The sequence below is a fragment of the Citrobacter sp. UYEF32 genome (assembly GCF_040546205.1).
GTDB lineage: Bacteria > Pseudomonadota > Gammaproteobacteria > Enterobacterales > Enterobacteriaceae > Phytobacter > Phytobacter diazotrophicus.
Map to the genome: position 1 here is coordinate 99,078 of NZ_JBEPNI010000005.1, position 17,404 is coordinate 116,481.

Sequence of the window (17,404 nt, forward strand, 5' to 3'; positions counted from 1 at the left end):
GATCTCCATAGTATGTTTTGTTTTTTTCGGCTGTAAGGGAGGGATAAAATAAATCCGGAAAGCACGACGCTTTGATGAGTGTTATGTGCTCTCAGATTATTCCTGAAATTAAGATGCCAGCCAGGGTGATGTAATAATTACATTCCACTCAGGTATCTATTGATTAATGTGAATGAAAAATGAGGAAAGTCCTTTTATTTATCAAAGATAAACCTGCTGAATTAATCGATGTCAGACCGTATGAACGTAAGATTAATTGTATCTATCCCGGCGCGGTTGTAAAAAGCCTGGCGATAGAGATTAGCTTTGTGACGTTTAGCAATGGTAAATGTGGCGCCATCTCTTTTGTGGCCGACCGTTATGTTTCTCAGACGCAACTATTAGAGGCATATAATAAGCTGGTACTCAACGGCGAGTAATTATGTTCCGTGGGCCTGCATGACTACAGCAGGCCGCATAATTTGCCAAAAGGGTGTGCCAGAGTGCCGCAGAATCTGCCTAAGCGCCTCGTACATGTGGCGACATTTTGCGCCATGAGGAAAAAAGATTCAGTGTCCCACCCCAGAATAACCCATCAACAAATCCGGTAATAACGCCGAACAGGGCGCTGAATTGTACGGCATAGTGTGCTTCCGGATGCAACGACAACCAAACCAGCAAACAATATTTCGAGCCAAAGCCCATGATAATAAAAATCAGTGTCAGAGGCGTGCCCGCGCGAATAATTCTGTCGCTATGCGGTTTGTTTTTTAAACGAGGCTGGTTTTTCCATAACCGCCACCCGGCCACAATACCCAACGCAAGTCCGCTAAACATGCCCACTAATGAGGCAACATTAAAATTAAACTCTTCCTTTAAACCCCATACTCCCCAAATCAGAAAGAGTAGCGGTAAAATAAACAACTGACTGATATTCATTTCGCGCTCTGAGAGCGCGGCATAACCCCGCATTATAAGAAAAGCAAAAAGTATCCATACCCACAGCGGGGTATGACTGAGGATGGTGAAAATAGTCATGGTTATTCTCCTGGCTGAATGTTTACCCGGCAGAAGTATGTCTGGGGCCAGATAAGAGCAACACGACACCCACACGACAGCGGGCTGACAGCAACACGACAGGGCGTTATTCCGCGCGAAAGAACCTGTTGCAAGGGAAGTGATACGTCCTGTAACGACATCGTTTTTGTTTAGTCGGCATAAGGTGCGTTAAACTCTCCTCCCTTGTTGGTAGATGACATTGCAAAAAATGATTGTTCCTGGTTCATCAGATGTGCAAGTTCCAGAAACGGAACTGGCACGCAAAAGCATGTTCAAAGCGTTGCTGTACCGTGACCGGACGCCCGTCGCCGTATTAATTTGTGCTGCTATTGTTGGCACGCTCGTAGGGTTTGCTGGCGTCGCATTCTTTCGCGCCGTCAATGCCGTGCAGCACTGGCGAATAAGTTTTCTGCAGCAGGCTGACTTAAGCGGGTGGGCGCTATGGATTATGGCTTTTATTATCTCCGGGCTGCTGGCGGTGATGGGCTATTTTCTCGTCAGGCGTTTTGCGCCTGAAGCATCGGGCTCCGGTATTCCTGAAATCGAAGGCGCGCTGGAAGAGTTACGCCCTGTACGCTGGTGGCGTGTCATACCGGTGAAGTTTTTTGGCGGTATGGGAACGCTCGGCGCAGGCATGGTGCTCGGGAGAGAAGGGCCAACCGTTCAGCTCGGTGGTAATATTGGCCGAATGGTCTCTGACCTGTTGCGGATAAAACATGGTGAGGCGCGCCATTCATTGCTGGCAACGGGGGCGGCTGCCGGTCTGGCGGCAGCGTTTAACGCACCGCTGGCGGGTATTCTCTTTATTCTCGAAGAGATGAGGCCGCAATTTCGCTATAACCTTATCTCCATCAAAGCCGTTTTTATTGGCGTGATCATGGCAAGCATCGTATTTCGCACATTTAATGGCGAAAGCCCGGTCATCGCCGTAGGGCAGTTATCCAATGCGCCAGTCAATACGCTGTGGCTGTATCTCGTGTTGGGGATGTTATTTGGCCTCGTCGGCGTATTATTTAATCGCCTCGTCTTTCTTTTTCAGGATGGTTTTCAGCATATCTATGGCGGGCGAACATGGCGAACCCTGGTGGTAGGGGGATGTATAGGCGGCGGATGTGGCATCCTTGCGCTGCTTTATGCGCCAGGGGCCGGAGGCGGCTTTGAATTGATCCCCGATGCGGCCAGCGGCGGCTTTACGTTTTATGCATTAATCGTGATGTTTCTGGTCCGTCTGCTTACAACGCTGCTCTGTTTTTGCTCCGGGGCGCCTGGCGGAATTTTCGCGCCAATGTTGGCGTTAGGTACCGTGCTCGGCACCGCCTATGGTGTGGGTGTCGCGGAGTTGTTCCCGGCCTATGGGCTTCAAGCCGGTACGTTTGCCATTGCCGGGATGGGGGCGTTATTTGCTGCGTCCGTTCGTGCTCCGCTAACGGGGATCGTCCTGGTACTGGAAATGACAGATAATTATCAGCTCATACTGCCGATGATTATTACCTGCCTCGGTGCGACGTTACTCGCACAATTTCTTGGTGGGAAACCGTTATATTCTTCGATTCTGGCGCGTACTTTGGCAAAACAGACGGCGCCAGAAGGCTCGGTGCCCTCATAACCTGCTCTCCGCACTGGTTCGACGGCCATTCGCTGGTGCCGTCGAACCTGGTTGCTGTTTGTCTCTGACATCAAAACGGGCAGTACACTGTGATTTTCTGAATCTGGATCTTCTTCCCGATAATTAATTCTTGTTAATCAGCGTCATACTGTGCTGATAATAGCAATGCAACGTTATTGCCAGGCTATATATTAAAAGTAATTTAATAGAAGTAATCCGTACTAAAACCCGTTCAAGAGAGGGAGTGCGCGATGGACTATTTTTTCTTGATTATAAACAGCGTGATGGCCGGTGCGCCTGGGTACTTCCCAGATGCAATCAGGGTGATATCTGAACGGTCAGGCGAAAAATTAATAACGCTCTCCGCTATCCTCCTCCAGCCTGTTGCCGCGCAAAAACTGACGGATGTACACCGACAACAAATAAATAATATTCGCGGAAATATCATATTACTTGCGGAGCAAGACGACCTGGAAACATTCAAAATGAAAGTTAAGGCGTTTTCCAGACAAAATGGTTTAGTCAGTTAAATATTCAACAGGAATGATGATATATTCAATTGTCCATTCATAAGAATCAGGATTCTCCATGAATGACAAAAAATTAATTAATCAGACAGCAAAAGAGGAAATGCATAAATCATCGTTAAAAGCGTCGCCGCAGGACCTGAAAGCGACGCTTTTATTACCCGTACTCAGACGTTTATTTGACGCTTTCATCCATGGTCACATTCATTGTGATGCCGCCTTTGTTATTCGGATCGTCAGTATAGGTAATCAGCACATCTTTGCTGGCGACACATAATCCCTCCTCGTTTGGTGTAGAAGAGACGTATCCGCCGTTATTAAACTCGACGGTGGTTGTCGTTACGCCGCCGTTTTCGGTCTCAGTAATGAAGAGGGAACCGCCATGCGTGACATTGACGGTTGTGATCACACCAATGACCTTATGTTCACCGGACTCAGGATCAAAAGAAATTTTCGGCATTTTTCTCTCCTCGCGCAGACAGGCTATCTGCATTCACTTTTTATCCCATATTTATATTAACGGCCTGGTGGGAAAGAAGTTGAGTTTTTTCGCTATCTATTTTCGATGTGGTAGTTAAGAATGTGTTTACTTTGCATTAATTCGTTATGGCGCACATACGCGGCGGGCCAGGCTGGTGAAACGTACCTTTTGCGGCTAAACTTAAACGGTTCGGTAAGGCAAACCGACAAACAATCGTTCTGACGTGATGAATCCCCCTCAGCGGTGGGGCTGGTCTTCATACCATGCAAGTCGCGAATAGCGAATGCGTTTCTGACTGACCGTCAGGAACACCGGGAGGCACCCGGCATCACGGTTTCCACATCCTGAATGACTCAATTCTCCTGTTGGGTCTTTATCTTTTGCCGCGTATTTTGAGTGACCTTGCATAGCACTCATTCCGGCGAGTAACTCGCAGAGTGTACCCATGAAAGAGGGTTATTACTGGATCCAGCACCAGGGTATTGTGCAGGTGGCTTACTATACCCATGATAAAGTTGAGAATATGGATACAGGAAAAATAATGACCGGTGTCTGGCGCCTTACGGAAGGGTTTGAGATCTGTCATGACGTTGAAATAGAGATCGTTGGTGGACCGCTTGCGTCCCCAATGAAAGGGTAAATTTATTTGACCACGGCCTGCCTGGATAAGCGGGCCTGTCAATTTGGGCTGTGTCTACGTTTGGCAGAAATGTATTATCACCAGGAAGACGTAAATACGAATCTAAGAAATGTGAACGCTACTATTTCACTCCTCATTTAAGCGGATATACTTCTGATAAGTCGCGTATAAAAGGAGTAAGCCAATGATTTACTCATCCATAAAAACGCACTACCTGTCAGCCGAATCCGGCGATCGTCTTGTTCGTTATGATGTTATTGCGATAGATGCTGATACGTATTTAGTGAAGGTCATCGACGAGCAAAAAAGCACGCTGTCTGATCCTAAACCGCTAATCCTCATCGACCAGTTTCGCGTAACGCGTAGTGATTATTTTGAACACTACGGTATTCACGTGGTGCAACAGGCGATAACGTTCAATTTACCCCCCTCATTTGAAGATTATCTTCTGCTTTACTGCCAGCGACACCGAAACAAGTACGAATAGCACCAGGCCGATAAAAGGCGGCTGCTTCGTTAAAAGGAGCCACTGCCGTTATACTTACCTGTAGTCTTTTGACGCAAAGCTGGCTTGTTTAACCCAAAGGAGGGTGATGATGAGACCGAAAATCACGCCGGAAGAGATCGCATTACTGGTAGAGGATTTAGATATGCTGGGTGAACAAAACCTTGTGGGTATTGAAGCCTATGAAGCGCTCTATCTGCTGGAGATGCGCCGCCAGACAGCAAAACTTAATGATATCAAGCGGGCACTGGAAGCCGAAGAGGAGTGAATTTCCGGACTCACGGACGCCCCCGGTTGTTGGTGGGGAGGCCGCACTGTTTATCAATATCATCTGGCCTCCCTGACGCCAGATGATGTTTTTACTTTTTACTCACCGGACAGATCAACTCACGGATAATCGCTATCTTCTGCTGCGGTGACAGCCAGAGGCATTGTGGCATCCATGCAGGTTTATGTTGTTCGGTGAAAGCGTTAAGCAGTTGATTGAGCCAGCTATCGATATTCATACGTACCTCCTTAATGGTTAACGTGAGTGTACGCAACAATTACGGAACAAAAACTGAGCTTATTAAATTTACTGTTCCGCATTTAATTCCCTGAATGTGCCGGTCAACATTGTCCAACCCACAGGCGCAATAAGCTGACACAAAGATATGGTAAATTACCGCCTCTACTAACAACGGAGTGTTGTAATGAAAGCGATTGGTATCTTTTGTGGTTCATCTTCCGGGGAAAATCCGCTGTATATCGAAACGGCGCGCTATGTGGGCAAAACCCTCGCGGCGGCCGACATTTCTCTTGTCTACGGTGGCGGTAAGGTTGGTCTGATGGGCGCCGTTGCCGATGCCTGCCTGGCGCACGGCGGCCACGTGGTGGGGGTTATGCCGCGAGGTCTGTTTGAAAAGGAGATCGCGCACCAGGGGCTGAGTGAACTTCACGTTGTGGAAAATATGCACGAGCGAAAAACCAAAATGGCGGCGCTATCGGATGGCTTTATCGCACTGCCGGGTGGTGCGGGTACGCTGGAAGAGATTTTCGAGCAGTGGACCTGGGCACAACTCGGTATCCACCACAAACCCTGCGCATTCCTGAATATCAACGGTTATTACGATCCGCTGCAGGCGATGGTTGAGAAAATGGTTACCGAGGGATTCATGCATGCCCGCTATGCCGATATGCTGCCGTTTTCCACGGATGTCGAAAGTGTCGTGGCGTATTTTCGCAACTATCAGGCGCCTGCGAGTAAGTGGGTGAAAAATTAATCGTATTTAAGGGCGCTGCGCCGGGCGCTCCCGGCCAGTGCGCGCAGGAAAGCGTATCATGCCACACACCATACATCCCGTTGCCGCCGTACTGGGGGTGATCGTCCATGAATCTCGTGTACTGCTTGTACGTCGCTCTAACCCACCTGACGCAGGTTTTTGGGGTTTTCCGGGTGGAAAAATCGAGGCAGGCGAAACCATAGAACAGGCCGCGTTGCGTGAAGTAAACGAAGAGACCGGGCTGAGGGTTATTTACCAGTCGACGGGTGTGCCCCTGGAAGCATTCGATTACAACGCCGCCGGCGAGCTTCTTTACCATTATCTGCTGATCCCGGTCGTTTGTGCCTGGCAGGGGGGAGAACCGATTGCCGCGTCGGATGTCTTTGAAGCGCGCTGGTTTGACGCTGCGGCGTTACTGAGCGGTGATTTTTCTTTCAGTAAAGATGTCGTGGAACTGGCGATAAAACAGATAAACCCCGCTCACGCGTGAATGGGGATGTTGTCGCAGTGACGATTATCACCGCTGGCGGGCTGCAACGTTCAGGGCTGCGGCCCGTCAATCCGGTGCCCCTTCATGTAAGGGCGTTATGTTTTGCTTGCGTCTTTCTTCTTTTTGAAAAGAGACGTTGCCGCCGCCGTCATAACGCCTATCAGCGGCATAGCAATAGCGCCTGCCAGGAAGTTATGCTGATCGATTTCCTTTTCCCGGCGAATATCAGCAAAACGGGCAAGCGCCTGTTTTTCATTCGCGGCGATGACCTCTTCAAACTGCTTTTCATAACCCTGCTCAGTCAACTGAAATGCGCGTTGTTCATCTGATTTTTTCAGAGCAACGGTATGCTTACCCTTTTTAAAAAAACAGTACTCTGGCATGGGTGCTCCTTAAGGAGAGAGGTGATTAAGCACAACCAGAATAACAATTTTAAATACGCCTGGCACCTGCGGGTGAATAATTTTTAAATGTATTTAACTCATCGTGTGCCGACAAATTCGCGCGCAGAATTTAAAAACGCTTAAGAAAGAGCGTAAAAGGACGCTGAATTTTTCCTCCGGAATATATCTTATTTTCCACGCGCACCGAATGTTATTGTGACGGGACGCGAGAAACGTCATTCCGACCGCCACAAGAGACAACGGGCGCGGTGCTATCCACGCCGTAAGGGGAATGATTTGGATAACTGCCACAACCAGCGTGGCCTAAGGTGCGATGGAGATACTTGCCGACAATCCTGCTACTAACTCGACCCCTTGTGGCAAGTTATCGATGTGAATACGCACCGGGATGCGCTGGGCAAGACGTACCCAGTTAAAAGTCGGCTCAACCTGCGGCAGGCCCAGACCGCCCGTGTCGTCATTATTATCACCAATCCCATGCCCGATACTCTCAACGTGGCCGGTCAGGACGGGCTCGAAGCCCATCAGCGCAATGTGCGCGGTATTTCCCACGCGAATGTGGCGCAGTTTGGTTTCCTCAAAATAACCCACCACCCAGAAACTTTGCGCGTCGACGATGGCTACCTTTGTTTCTCCGGCAGTTGCGTAGTCGCCGGGGCGAAGCCGCAGATGCGTGACATAACCGGCAACCGGCGCCCGCACGGTGGCATGGGATAAATTGAGTTCAGCCAGTTCCAGCGCAGCCAGCGCACCATGATAATTGGCCGTTGCGATATTCGCCGCGCTGCTTGTTTGCTGCAAATCTTCACCGGAAATCATGCCTTTTATCTGCACACGTCGTCTGGCGGCATCCTGGCGCATCAGCATTTCATGACGTTTAGCATCGACATCAGCCTGCGCGCTGAGCAACGCCAGCGTTAACCAGTGCGGATCGATGGAATAGAGAACATCGCCACGATTCACCCACTGATTGTCTCTGACAGCCACGCTGATAACCGGCCCTGAGACATCCGGCGCAATTTGCACTACATCCGCACGAACCCGGCCATCGCGGGTCCAGGGCGTCTGCGCATAATGCTTCCACATCATGAAGGCCAGAATAGCTGACACGGCGGCTGCGCTTAGCGTCAGCGCATAGCGGGTCAATAAAGAGAGAAACGATTTCATGCAAATAACCCCAGCGCGTTAGCGTCCTGCAGGAACAGGAAAAAAGTGACGATATACAGTGAGAAACCAATCAGCGGGCGGCAAGGCAAACGGCAATAAAACCTGCTGAAAGAGAACAGCGGCACGAGTAACAGCGTGCAGGCCAGGCTAATAAGCGCAATGACCAGCAGACCGGGGAGAAATACCCCCCCAATATTGATGTCATTCAGCATTTTCTTGCTCCTTCTTGCTACTTCGCAGTGCGCAGTGCAGGTCAACAAGCCTGTCGACAACCTGGCGCGATTGTTCATCTGGCGCAGGCAGAGAGAGGCAAATCATTGACGCAATGCGCTCGCGTACGGCGGGTATGTCTTTCGTGTGAATAAGCTGGTAAAGCAGGTCATTGATCTCCCGGGCTGTTTTTCTTTCCGCCCGCGAATAACAGTGGCGTAAATGCATGACAGAGAGGCCAATTCGCAGATAGTGCAACATATGCTCAAGCACCTGTTCTGAGGCGTGCTCACTGCGTTGCAAACGCGGCAGTAAAAGGGCTGTTCTGTCTATCATCAGATTGGTCCAGTGCGTCTCATCGGGTTTAAAAACACCTTTCACGCTGCGCCGGATATCGCGTCGACAGAGTTTCAGCAGACGGTTAATGGCCGCGTCTGCCTGCACCGTTTGCAACAAACTCATGCTGACCACGGCAAAGCCGATGGCGGCAAACAAGGCAATAGAGGTATTGATGGCTACAGCGAAGTCCCCGCTGTAATGCGCGCCTAATTCGCAAAGGATAGGCAGGGTGAGGGTGATCCCCATGGCCATAAATGTGGTGGGCGGGCGCGCCTGGAGCGATCCGGCCAGCAAATAGGCGGGGGCAAGCGCCGCAACCAATACCGCGAAATCGGTCACTTGCGGAAGAAGGACAAAGCTATAGAACAGGCTTATCAGTACCCCCCAGACGGAACCCATAATATATTTCACAAGGTGGGGGGCTGGCGTGTCGAAACTGGCAAACAGCGTACAGCAGACCCCAAGAACAGAGACCGCCGTGGCGCCATCAGGCCAGGCTGAGTAAATCCAAATCAGGCAGCCGCTTAAGATTATCGAGAAAGCCCCCAGCGCTGTGCGTGCAGCGCTAAGGTGATCCCGGTGGAATACGTAGCCTTTTGCAGCCTTGACCTCCATCAGCGCAGGGGTGTTTTTCGCGTGGCGAACCGCATCAGAAAGGCGTTCGCATTGCTGTAAAAGCACGATGGCCTCTGTCAGGTGGCGCGTAAAACTGGCCCGTATCGCATCTGTCATTGTCGGCGACTGCGAAGCGTATAACGCCGTTAACTGTTCACTGCGTTTTTTTAGCGCCTCTGCGCTGATTATCTGCTCGCTTTCTCCCTCATGAGTAAGCCAGGCCTGGACATCCTTTAGCAACAACCGCAGCTCGACGGGTATCTGCTCTGGCGTCGGTAAGCGATCGCGTAATTCACAATTCACAATTAACAGACGTGCCAGACGGTCATGGATGGCTTTTCGCGCCTGGCGGACCGGCGCTGAAAGGGCAAAGTCATAAGGAATATGGTGGCTGATACCCTGCAAAAACTGCAGTGCCAGCGCCAGATGAAGGCTATCGGAATGCTCATCGGGTTTGCCTGCTAAGGTGTCGGCAATTTTCAGCCGGGCCGAGCGTAATGTCTGCGCTAATTTGTTGTTGAACACCCCTGAAATACGCGCGGGCAATACGTATCTGTGAATAAGTGCGGCGCAGAAAATACCAATCATGATCTCCTGCACGCGGAGAATGGCGATATTAAAAATAGTGCCGGGATCAAACACCGCAGGAAAACCAATCAGGCTCGCGGTGTAACCGGCTAATACAAAAGCATACGCACGTGAAGTGCGTACAAGGAGGGATAAATAGAGACAGAAGGTTATCCAGCCTGTGAGCATCACGCTGCAAAGCACCGGCATGTTCACGAAAGTGGGCACGATCAAAACGGTCGCTCCGGCGCCGATAACCGTACCTGCCAGGCGATAAAGGCTTCTGCTCAGTGACGCGCTCACCGAGGTTTGCGAGACAATATACACGGTAATGATGGCCCACGACGGGCGCTCAAGACCTATCGACAACGCAATAAAATAGGCGAGCATCGCGGCGGTAAAAGTCTTTGCAGAATAGAGCAACGCGTTAGCGTCGTTCAGCAGTGCGGGAGAAGCCACACGGCGTAATAGCTTGCTGGTAGCGCGTAAAAAATGACTGTGAAAGAGAGCGAATGTGTTCATGCCGGGGATTATTACCGGCTTGCGTATGCTATTAAATACTCTATTCTGTCAAAAAATACCTAAATGTTGCCAATCACATGAAGCCCCAATTCGTTACAACATTATTTGACCCTGATGCCACCTCGTGCCCGGCAGTGGCGCGGCATCTTGATTTTATTGATTACGAGGCCGAAGTGCCGGTGCATACACATCGCAAAGGGCAATTGATCATTGCGCTGTATGGCGCGGTAATCTGTCGCGCCGAAAATGACATATGGATAGTGCCGCCAAATTGCGCAGTCTGGATACCGGGCGGTGTTCCTCACAGCGCTAAAGCGACCTGGAACGCCCATCTCAATTATCTGTTTATTGAACCCGGCGCCACTGCGCTTCCGGAAAAATGTTGCACGCTGGCGATTTCATCCCTGATTAAAGAGTTGGTGGACCGCTTAACGCGTGAGGGCATCGATTACCCACCCGATAGCCATGTCGCAAGACTGACCAGAGTGACGCTTGATGAGTTAGCCACCATGCCGCAACAGAAATTGAGTCTGCCCGTTTCGGCCCATCCCAAAATACGCGCCATGGCAGATGCGCTGGTCAGTAACCCGGAGGATCGCAGCACCTTTAAAGCGTGGGCTAAACGGCTGGCGCTCAGCGAGCGCTCGCTGGCACGCTTGATGCTACGCGAGACAGGGCTAACCTTCGGACGATGGCGTCAGCAGCTCCATCTGATCCTTGCGCTCCAGGCGCTGGCAAGCGGCGTCTCGGTACAAAATGTGGCGGCAAACCTGGGGTATGAATCGGTGAATGCCTTCATCACCATGTTCAAAAAAACGATGGGCAGCACCCCTGCGCACTATTTTGCCGAACGAAAAACAGACGTACGTTAATTAGCCGGGTTTTGGATGAAAGGGTAACAAAAGTGATCCAGACGGCGGCCTGAAAAGAAAGTTCACGTGCGTCTTTGAAGAGAAATGCCATGCATGTATAACTAATTAAGACAGGCATTCATAAGTGGCCTGGTGGCAGCTTTTATGACTCCCCAACTGTTGAATCCAGACGAGCATCTTTTTGAGCATGTACTGTTTAAAATAAACACTATCGCTTTTCTCAGCCGGAGAATATGCCGTGAATGTCAAACTAAAATATGCAAGTAGTGAATTACGCGATCCTGTCCAGGCTGTAGCTGAATTTGCCAATAAGATTGGTCATGAGGATATTGAAACCATCTTATTTTTTTGCTCTCCGGATTATGATCTTGAAATATTAGGCAGCGAATTAAAAAAAACCTTTTCATGCACGCTTATAGGATGCACCTCCTCAGGGCAAATTGGCCTGGATGGTTTTCAGCATTCCGGGATGCTCGGCCTGGGCTTAGGGAGCGAATTTCGGGCCTCCGCTTTTATGATCCATCCTTTAGTTGAATACTCTGCCGTTATTGCGGACATGGCTGAAAAAATCCGTCTCGACAGCGAGGCAAGGCCGAATATTAATCGCTTCGGTCTGTTGCTTGTCGATGGGCTTTCGATGGCAGAAGAGCGACTTGTGGCTAATCTTTATCAGCAGATAGGGAATGTGCCTATCATCGGGGGATCGGCGGGTGATGACCTGCGCTTTGAACAAAGCTTCATTTACGACGGCAACGGTAAATTTGTATCAGACGCCGCGGTTTTTGCGGTCATTGAGACCCACTCTCCTCTTGCGACGTTTAAAATTCAACACTTTGTTCCCAGCGATGTGGAACTGGTGATTACCGAAGCCGATCCGGAGAAACGGATCATTTTTGAAATTAACGGCGAACCTGCTGCACAAGTCTACGCCGAATCTCTCGGCCTGAGCGTGGACGAGTTAACCCCCACGATATTTTCTCGCAACCCGCTGGTGCTCTCGCTTGGCGATGAACCTTATGTACGCTCCATTCAGAAATGGAACGCCGATTTTTCGTTAACCTGCTATTGCGCGATTGAAGAGGGGTTGATTATTTCGATTGGCAGAGCAGAAGATCCCATCGAGACCTTCAGGCAATCTTTTGAAAAAGTTCATGAAATAATTCCTGACCCACGTGTCATCATTGGTTGCGATTGTATTCTTCGCCGCCTCCAGTTTGAAGAAGAAGGGCTTGAAGAACCGATTAGCGACATTATGCGCCAGAACAATGTGATCGGTTTTTCTACCTACGGCGAGCAGTACAACGGGCTGCACGTAAACCAGACATTCACAGGCGTTGCTATCGGAGGCTAAATTATGTCTTCTTTTACCCACGAACCCAATGCGGGCCTGTCACTTGCCGATTATGAGCGCAAACTTCTTGCCCGCGATAAAACAATCGATGTCCTGAAACGCCGTATTGCGCAAGAGGCCAGGCATAGCCATACAACGCCTTTTGCGATTCTGGAACAGAATATTGGTCTGGAGAAAGTCGTTGCTCGTAAGACGATGGAACTCGAGAACGAGCGGCGCGAGCTTGAAAAAGCATTATCGGAATTACGGTTAGCGCAGGCCCAACTGTTGCAAGCGCAGAAAATGGAGTCTATTGGTCAGCTTGCCGCAGGTATTGCGCATGAGATTAATACCCCGACTCAGTATGTTTCTGACAATGTCGGTTTTGTGAAAACCGCCCATGCAACGCTGACAAAGGTACTTGATGCTGCGCTTGCGGTGGTCGACGTTGCGCGTGAGAAACTGGACAATGAGCCGACGATAGAGGCATTCGATACGGTTTTAAAACGTGCCCGGATTGATTTTTTGCGCAGCCAGATTCCCTCAGCGTTAGATGAGTCCCTGGAAGGCCTTGAGCACATTGCGAAAATTGTCGCTGCCATGAAGGAGTTTTCTCACCCATCGCAAAATGAGAAAGAATCTGTCGATATCCGTGAGGTCATTCGTACAACCGTGACGGTCGCGCGCAACGAGTGGAAATATGTCGCTGATCTGGAAACCCATTTTGGCGACGATTTGCCCTTGCTGCCATGCCTGCGCGATATGGTCGGTCAGGCCATACTTAATTTAGTGGTCAACGCCGCCCATGCGATTGCTGATACCCTGCAGAAAGGCGTTAAGGAAAAAGGCCGTATTGTCATCTCCGCTGAGCAAAACGGCGACTTTATGGAAATACGGGTGCAGGACGATGGTAGCGGCATACCCGCTGGTATCCTGGATCGTATTTTCGATCCCTTCTTCACGACCAAAGCCGTCGGTAAGGGGACGGGGCAGGGGCTTGCCATTGTCTACTCGACGGTCATCGACAAACACATGGGACATATCCGCTGCGAGTCTGAGGAAGGGGTGGGGTCAACGTTCATATTGCAATTTCCGCTTCATAGTCGCAAAGAGGGATGAACGGCATGCAGGTGATGTTTGTTGACGATGAAAACCGCATACTCTCGGGCATTGAGAGAGCGGTCATGATGTATAACCCTGATTGGGAATGCCGCTTTGCAAGTAGTGGTCCTGATGCGCTGGCGATGCTTGAACAGACTCCGGCAGATGTTGTGGTATCGGACATGCGCATGCCTTTTATGGATGGGGCTGAGTTGCTCACCCAGGTTCGCGCCCGCTGGCCGGGTACGGTACGGATCATCCTTTCTGGCTATTCAGAGCCCACATCAACCCAACGAATGCTCCAGGTCGCGCACCGGTTTGTGTCTAAGCCGTGTGACAGTACAGCTCTGATCGAGATGATCGAAAGTACGCTCGCGCTACGCCAGACCATTGACGATCCGGGACTCATTGATTTAACGGGGCATATCAGCCACCTGCCTGCCACACCTGAGATATTCGCTGAACTGAGACAATGCCTTTCCGGGACTGCCTGTGATATCCCGCGCATAACCGATCTCATCAGGCGCGATCCCGCGCTGACGGTCAGATTTTTGCAGATTGCGAATTCGGCCTGGTTCACACGAGGGGCACGAATTCATGATATCGGCAGTGCCATCACCCACCTGGGGCTGGAGCAGATAACGTCATTGATCCAGACCCCTGAATTTTTTACCGAAGCGAACAGTGATCCTGTTGTCAGTGAGTTACAACGTAAGGCCTTTCTCGCCTCGCAACTTGCCGCCCGCATGTGTGGCCACGAGGGGCTGGAGTCGACCGCCGCATTGCTCGCCAATATTGCTCTGCTGCTTCCCGATATCAACATGGCGCATGAAGGCCATTCCCCCACGAGCCGCGCCGCTCTGGGGGCCTGGATGCTGGCGTTGTGGGGATTGCCCGGCGATCTTGTCGAGATCGTTGCCCGGCAAGCCCAGCCTTCACGCCTTACGAATAATAGCTTCGGTGCCATCGGTACCGTACATGTTGCGGTCGCGCTGGCGAACAATAACGTACCCGATAACGATTATCTCGAACAAACAGGCATGCTGAACCAGCTCCCTCTGTGGCAGCAAATGCTTGCTCATATAAAGGAGACCCATCATGACTGATACTGCCCTCGCTCGGGTACTGTGCGTGGATGATGAACCCAATGTGCTCGCCGCCATTGAACGCAATCTTTTTGGGGAATTTGATGTAGTGGTCGCAAAGAGCGGCGAGGCCGGGCTTGACGCCGTTCGCTGGGGCGAAAAGTTTGCCGTCATCGTGTCCGATATGCGTATGCCAGGCATGGACGGGGCGACTTTTCTGGCGAAAGCGCGGGAAATCTCTCCCGACAGTGTTCGCATTCTGCTGACCGGTCAGGCCGATGTGCAATCTTCAATTGCGGCTATCAATAAAGGGGCCATTTTTCGCTATCTGTGTAAGCCTTGTCCAAAAGACGAACTGATTGCCACGCTGAATGAGGCGGTGCGCCAGTATCGCCTTATTTGTGCCGAAAAAGAGTTGCTTGCCACCACGCTTACCGCTTCGGTGAAAACGCTGACCGAAGTGCTCGCGATGGTCGCGCCATGGGCTTTTCAGCGCTCCGCGTTCGCGCAGTCATGTGTGAATCATGCGTTGCCAAAACTGGAGTGGCCCGATGAATGGATTTACACCATCGCGGCGTCACTAAGCCAGATAGGCTGTGTTGGTATTCCTGCGGATATCGTCCAGGCCGATGCGGCCCAGCGTAAACTGACGGATGAAGAGAAAAAACTGCTGCTTGGTCATCCGGAGGTAGCCGGGCGGTTGGTTGAGAACATTCCTCGCCTCGAACTGGTCGCGGGAATTATACGTCACCAGGCGAAAGAGCCGGCGCCGAATGTCCCTCTGGAGGTTCTGCGAGGCGCGCATTTGCTGCGTGCCGCGCTCGAACTGGAAAAACATGCCGTCCGTGGCTGGAGCCTGGAGCGGCCATGGGAAATTCTGCGTGCGGCCACGCCGCCACTACCCGACTACATCATTAAGGCGTTGTCAGATTTCCGCGCAAACGTGAGTGGCGTTCGTTCTGCTCATATTCGCGAACTGCTGCCCGGATGGGTGGTTGAGGAAGATATCCTGACATCGAATGGACTGATGGTCTTGACCAAAGGGCATGAACTTACTGACACCGCTATTAATGCGCTCCAGCGGTTGTTGTCCGTGAATGCCATCAAAGAGCCTATCCGGGTACGGGGAACGTCCATCTGAGAAAATACAGATAACCCTCTGTCGATAAAAGGGCTGCAAGGGCAGAGGGTAAATTACCTTGGGGTAGGTCAGGCGCTGGCTGTTTAATAACCGGTCCGCTAACCGGAAATAATAAAAGCGAGCCGCTGGCTGAATGTAAGGCAATAAAAAACCCGCACTCGGCGGGTTTATTTTTATCAGTAGATTTTATCTGCTCAGACTATTGTCTTCATCGCTGTTGTAAACATCACTGATAATGCGCGCAACTTACAGCGCGGTAACGTTACCGGCCGCAGGGCCTTTAGCGCCACTTTCGATAGTGAAGGATACTTTCTGGCCTTCATCAAGCGTTTTGTAGCTGTCGCTCTGGATTGCAGAGAAATGTACGAATACATCTTTGCTGCCATCGTCAGGAGTGATAAAGCCAAAACCTTTATCGGAGTTAAACCATTTTACTAAACCAGTCATTTTATTAGACATAGATACTTCCTTAATTTTATGGGTCACGCAGAGTGGCAATAATGGCCTGTAATGTTAGAGTGACTTATTTGGCACTTAGGAGGAGGCTCTCGAAGAAGGATATCTATGGATAACACTTGAACTGAGGACTGCTTTACTAAAACTGCTTTCATAAGGTCTGTATTCCAAACCGATGGCGCTATTAAGACATAGCGAAATTAATTAAGCAACGTTTATATTTTTTTATTTTAACCGCTTACACGCCCGGACGGCTATCTGGCTGGCCGTACGGAGGCAGCGATGAAGATGAAAAAGACGATTTACTCAGGCAATTAAAAACGCTGGTGGAAAAATTGTAGCGCGTCAGGCCGTGCCTGCCCGTGAGAACGGCGGGGCGGGTAATGATGTGCAAAGGAACCCGTCACCGCCATGATAGAAATCTTAATGTCCGAGTGTGTTTAGTTTACGGGTGGAAAATCCACCACGGTATTGTTGACGCGGTTGACCATGTTGGTAAACAGAATCGCGCTGATCGCACTGATGATTTCTATAACCTGGCGGTCGTTAAAGCCTGCCGCCAGGAAGCGGGTTACCGTCTCTTCCGCCAGCGTACCGCGGGTTGAGACCACGGTTGCGACGAATTTCACCAGCGCATCAATACGGGCATCATCCGGATATTCGCCCCGGCGCAGTGCCTGTGTTTGCGCGAGGCTGTAACCGGCCATTTTGCCCGTTAAGGTATGCGCGGCCAGGCAGTAATCGCAGCCGGAGAGTTCACTCACGACCAGGTTAATGGCTTCCAGCTCCTGTTTACTCAGCGTACTTTTTGCCAGCGTGGCATTGTGTTGCAGCGCCTGGCCCAGGATCTCGGGCGCGATACCTATCGTCTGATATGCGTTTGGCACTTTACCCATTGCGCGTTTGATCATTGTGAAAAGATCGACAGTTTTGCCTGTGGCATTTTCGACCTGAATTGCGGTTAAACGGCTCATAGTGTTCTCCTGTCAGTTAATGTGCGCCACCGTATTGGCGATGGACACATCATAGGGCGCAGGCCATGCTAT

General features: G+C 50.7%; 21 protein-coding genes. 12 read left to right on the plus strand and 9 right to left on the minus strand.

Annotation, left to right across the window (positions count from 1 at the left end):
* Window positions 1–498: 498 nt before the first annotated feature.
* Complete coding sequence (locus ABIB59_RS15025; protein ID WP_354036001.1) at window positions 499–1,017, minus strand: DUF6622 family protein; 519 nt, start codon at window positions 1,015–1,017, stop codon at window positions 499–501.
* A gap of 229 nt (window positions 1,018–1,246) precedes the next feature.
* Between ABIB59_RS15025 and clcA the strand changes: the two genes are divergently transcribed.
* Window positions 1,247–2,644 (plus strand): H(+)/Cl(-) exchange transporter ClcA, encoded by a 1,398-nt coding sequence (clcA, locus tag ABIB59_RS15030; RefSeq protein ID WP_039079142.1) that lies wholly within the window; start codon window positions 1,247–1,249, stop codon window positions 2,642–2,644.
* Between the two features lie 251 nt (window positions 2,645–2,895).
* On the plus strand, window positions 2,896–3,174 hold the full coding sequence (locus ABIB59_RS15035) for a hypothetical protein (RefSeq protein ID WP_079498210.1): 279 nt from the start codon (window positions 2,896–2,898) through the stop codon (window positions 3,172–3,174).
* Window positions 3,175–3,346: 172 nt separating this feature from the next.
* On the opposite strand, the gene ABIB59_RS15040 is transcribed toward ABIB59_RS15035, so the two are convergent.
* A complete protein-coding gene (locus tag ABIB59_RS15040; protein ID WP_039078886.1) occupies window positions 3,347–3,631 on the minus strand; it encodes a hypothetical protein in 285 nt (94 codons plus the stop codon).
* A 466-nt stretch (window positions 3,632–4,097) separates the two neighbouring features.
* Between ABIB59_RS15040 and ABIB59_RS15045 the strand changes: the two genes are divergently transcribed.
* From ABIB59_RS15045 to ABIB59_RS15055, 3 genes are all read left to right on the plus strand, one after another.
* Complete coding sequence (locus ABIB59_RS15045) at window positions 4,098–4,292, plus strand: hypothetical protein (protein WP_071194289.1); 195 nt, start codon at window positions 4,098–4,100, stop codon at window positions 4,290–4,292.
* 184 nt (window positions 4,293–4,476) lie between these two features.
* A complete protein-coding gene (locus tag ABIB59_RS15050) occupies window positions 4,477–4,779 on the plus strand; it encodes a hypothetical protein (protein WP_107222788.1) in 303 nt (100 codons plus the stop codon).
* 106 nt (window positions 4,780–4,885) lie between these two features.
* Entirely contained in the window at window positions 4,886–5,065 is a 180-nt protein-coding gene (locus ABIB59_RS15055; RefSeq protein ID WP_125124603.1) for a hypothetical protein, read from the plus strand.
* Window positions 5,066–5,156: 91 nt separating this feature from the next.
* On the opposite strand, the gene ABIB59_RS15060 is transcribed toward ABIB59_RS15055, so the two are convergent.
* Window positions 5,157–5,303 carry a hypothetical protein gene (locus tag ABIB59_RS15060; RefSeq protein ID WP_158276518.1) on the minus strand — a complete coding sequence of 49 codons (147 nt, stop codon included), beginning with the start codon at window positions 5,301–5,303 and terminating at the stop codon, window positions 5,157–5,159.
* Between the two features lie 186 nt (window positions 5,304–5,489).
* On the opposite strand from ABIB59_RS15060, the gene ABIB59_RS15065 reads away from it, so the two are divergent.
* Together ABIB59_RS15065 and ABIB59_RS15070 are read left to right on the plus strand one after the other, a co-directional pair.
* Window positions 5,490–6,059, plus strand: coding sequence for an LOG family protein (locus ABIB59_RS15065; protein ID WP_039078889.1), 570 nt, complete (start codon window positions 5,490–5,492; stop codon window positions 6,057–6,059).
* Between the two features lie 58 nt (window positions 6,060–6,117).
* The gene (locus ABIB59_RS15070; protein WP_354036005.1) at window positions 6,118–6,549 is read left to right on the plus strand and encodes an NUDIX hydrolase; all 432 of its coding nucleotides are present in this window, start codon (window positions 6,118–6,120) and stop codon (window positions 6,547–6,549) included.
* 95 nt (window positions 6,550–6,644) lie between these two features.
* Here ABIB59_RS15070 and ABIB59_RS15075 read toward each other — a convergent pair whose 3' ends face one another.
* The 4 genes from ABIB59_RS15075 to ABIB59_RS15090 form a co-directional block, all read right to left on the minus strand.
* Window positions 6,645–6,932, minus strand: a complete 288-nt coding sequence (locus ABIB59_RS15075; protein WP_039078891.1) for a hypothetical protein — start codon at window positions 6,930–6,932, stop codon at window positions 6,645–6,647.
* A 324-nt stretch (window positions 6,933–7,256) separates the two neighbouring features.
* Window positions 7,257–8,120, minus strand: a complete 864-nt coding sequence (locus ABIB59_RS15080; RefSeq protein WP_039078892.1) for an HlyD family secretion protein — start codon at window positions 8,118–8,120, stop codon at window positions 7,257–7,259.
* Window positions 8,117–8,332: a DUF1656 domain-containing protein gene (locus tag ABIB59_RS15085; protein WP_071194287.1), complete on the minus strand. Its 216-nt coding sequence runs from the start codon at window positions 8,330–8,332 to the stop codon at window positions 8,117–8,119. Before ABIB59_RS15085 ends, ABIB59_RS15080 begins: the two co-directional genes overlap by 4 nt.
* Window positions 8,322–10,373, minus strand: coding sequence for an FUSC family protein (locus ABIB59_RS15090; RefSeq protein WP_354036008.1), 2,052 nt, complete (start codon window positions 10,371–10,373; stop codon window positions 8,322–8,324). The genes ABIB59_RS15085 and ABIB59_RS15090 overlap by 11 nt, the downstream gene beginning before the upstream one ends.
* 77 nt (window positions 10,374–10,450) lie before the next feature.
* Here ABIB59_RS15090 and ABIB59_RS15095 point away from each other — a divergent pair, with 77 nt between their 5' ends.
* The 5 genes from ABIB59_RS15095 (at window position 10,451) to ABIB59_RS15115 (ending at window position 15,902) form a co-directional block, all read left to right on the plus strand.
* Window positions 10,451–11,245 carry an AraC family transcriptional regulator gene (locus ABIB59_RS15095; protein WP_110295252.1) on the plus strand — a complete coding sequence of 265 codons (795 nt, stop codon included), beginning with the start codon at window positions 10,451–10,453 and terminating at the stop codon, window positions 11,243–11,245.
* Window positions 11,246–11,483: 238 nt separating this feature from the next.
* The gene (locus ABIB59_RS15100) at window positions 11,484–12,596 is read left to right on the plus strand and encodes an FIST N-terminal domain-containing protein (protein ID WP_039078896.1); all 1,113 of its coding nucleotides are present in this window, start codon (window positions 11,484–11,486) and stop codon (window positions 12,594–12,596) included.
* A gap of 3 nt (window positions 12,597–12,599) precedes the next feature.
* Complete coding sequence (locus ABIB59_RS15105; RefSeq protein WP_107222783.1) at window positions 12,600–13,694, plus strand: sensor histidine kinase; 1,095 nt, start codon at window positions 12,600–12,602, stop codon at window positions 13,692–13,694.
* A gap of 5 nt (window positions 13,695–13,699) precedes the next feature.
* Window positions 13,700–14,782, plus strand: coding sequence for an HDOD domain-containing protein (locus ABIB59_RS15110; RefSeq protein WP_354036011.1), 1,083 nt, complete (start codon window positions 13,700–13,702; stop codon window positions 14,780–14,782).
* Window positions 14,775–15,902: a response regulator gene (locus ABIB59_RS15115; RefSeq protein WP_039078899.1), complete on the plus strand. Its 1,128-nt coding sequence runs from the start codon at window positions 14,775–14,777 to the stop codon at window positions 15,900–15,902. The genes ABIB59_RS15110 and ABIB59_RS15115 overlap by 8 nt, the downstream gene beginning before the upstream one ends.
* Window positions 15,903–16,148: 246 nt before the next feature.
* Here the strand turns inward: ABIB59_RS15115 and cspE are convergent, their stop codons facing one another.
* The gene (gene cspE, locus ABIB59_RS15120; protein ID WP_016495754.1) at window positions 16,149–16,361 is read right to left on the minus strand and encodes a transcription antiterminator/RNA stability regulator CspE; all 213 of its coding nucleotides are present in this window, start codon (window positions 16,359–16,361) and stop codon (window positions 16,149–16,151) included.
* A gap of 437 nt (window positions 16,362–16,798) precedes the next feature.
* Window positions 16,799–17,332, minus strand: coding sequence for a carboxymuconolactone decarboxylase family protein (locus ABIB59_RS15125; protein ID WP_354036013.1), 534 nt, complete (start codon window positions 17,330–17,332; stop codon window positions 16,799–16,801).
* Between the last annotated feature and the right edge of the window lie 72 nt (window positions 17,333–17,404).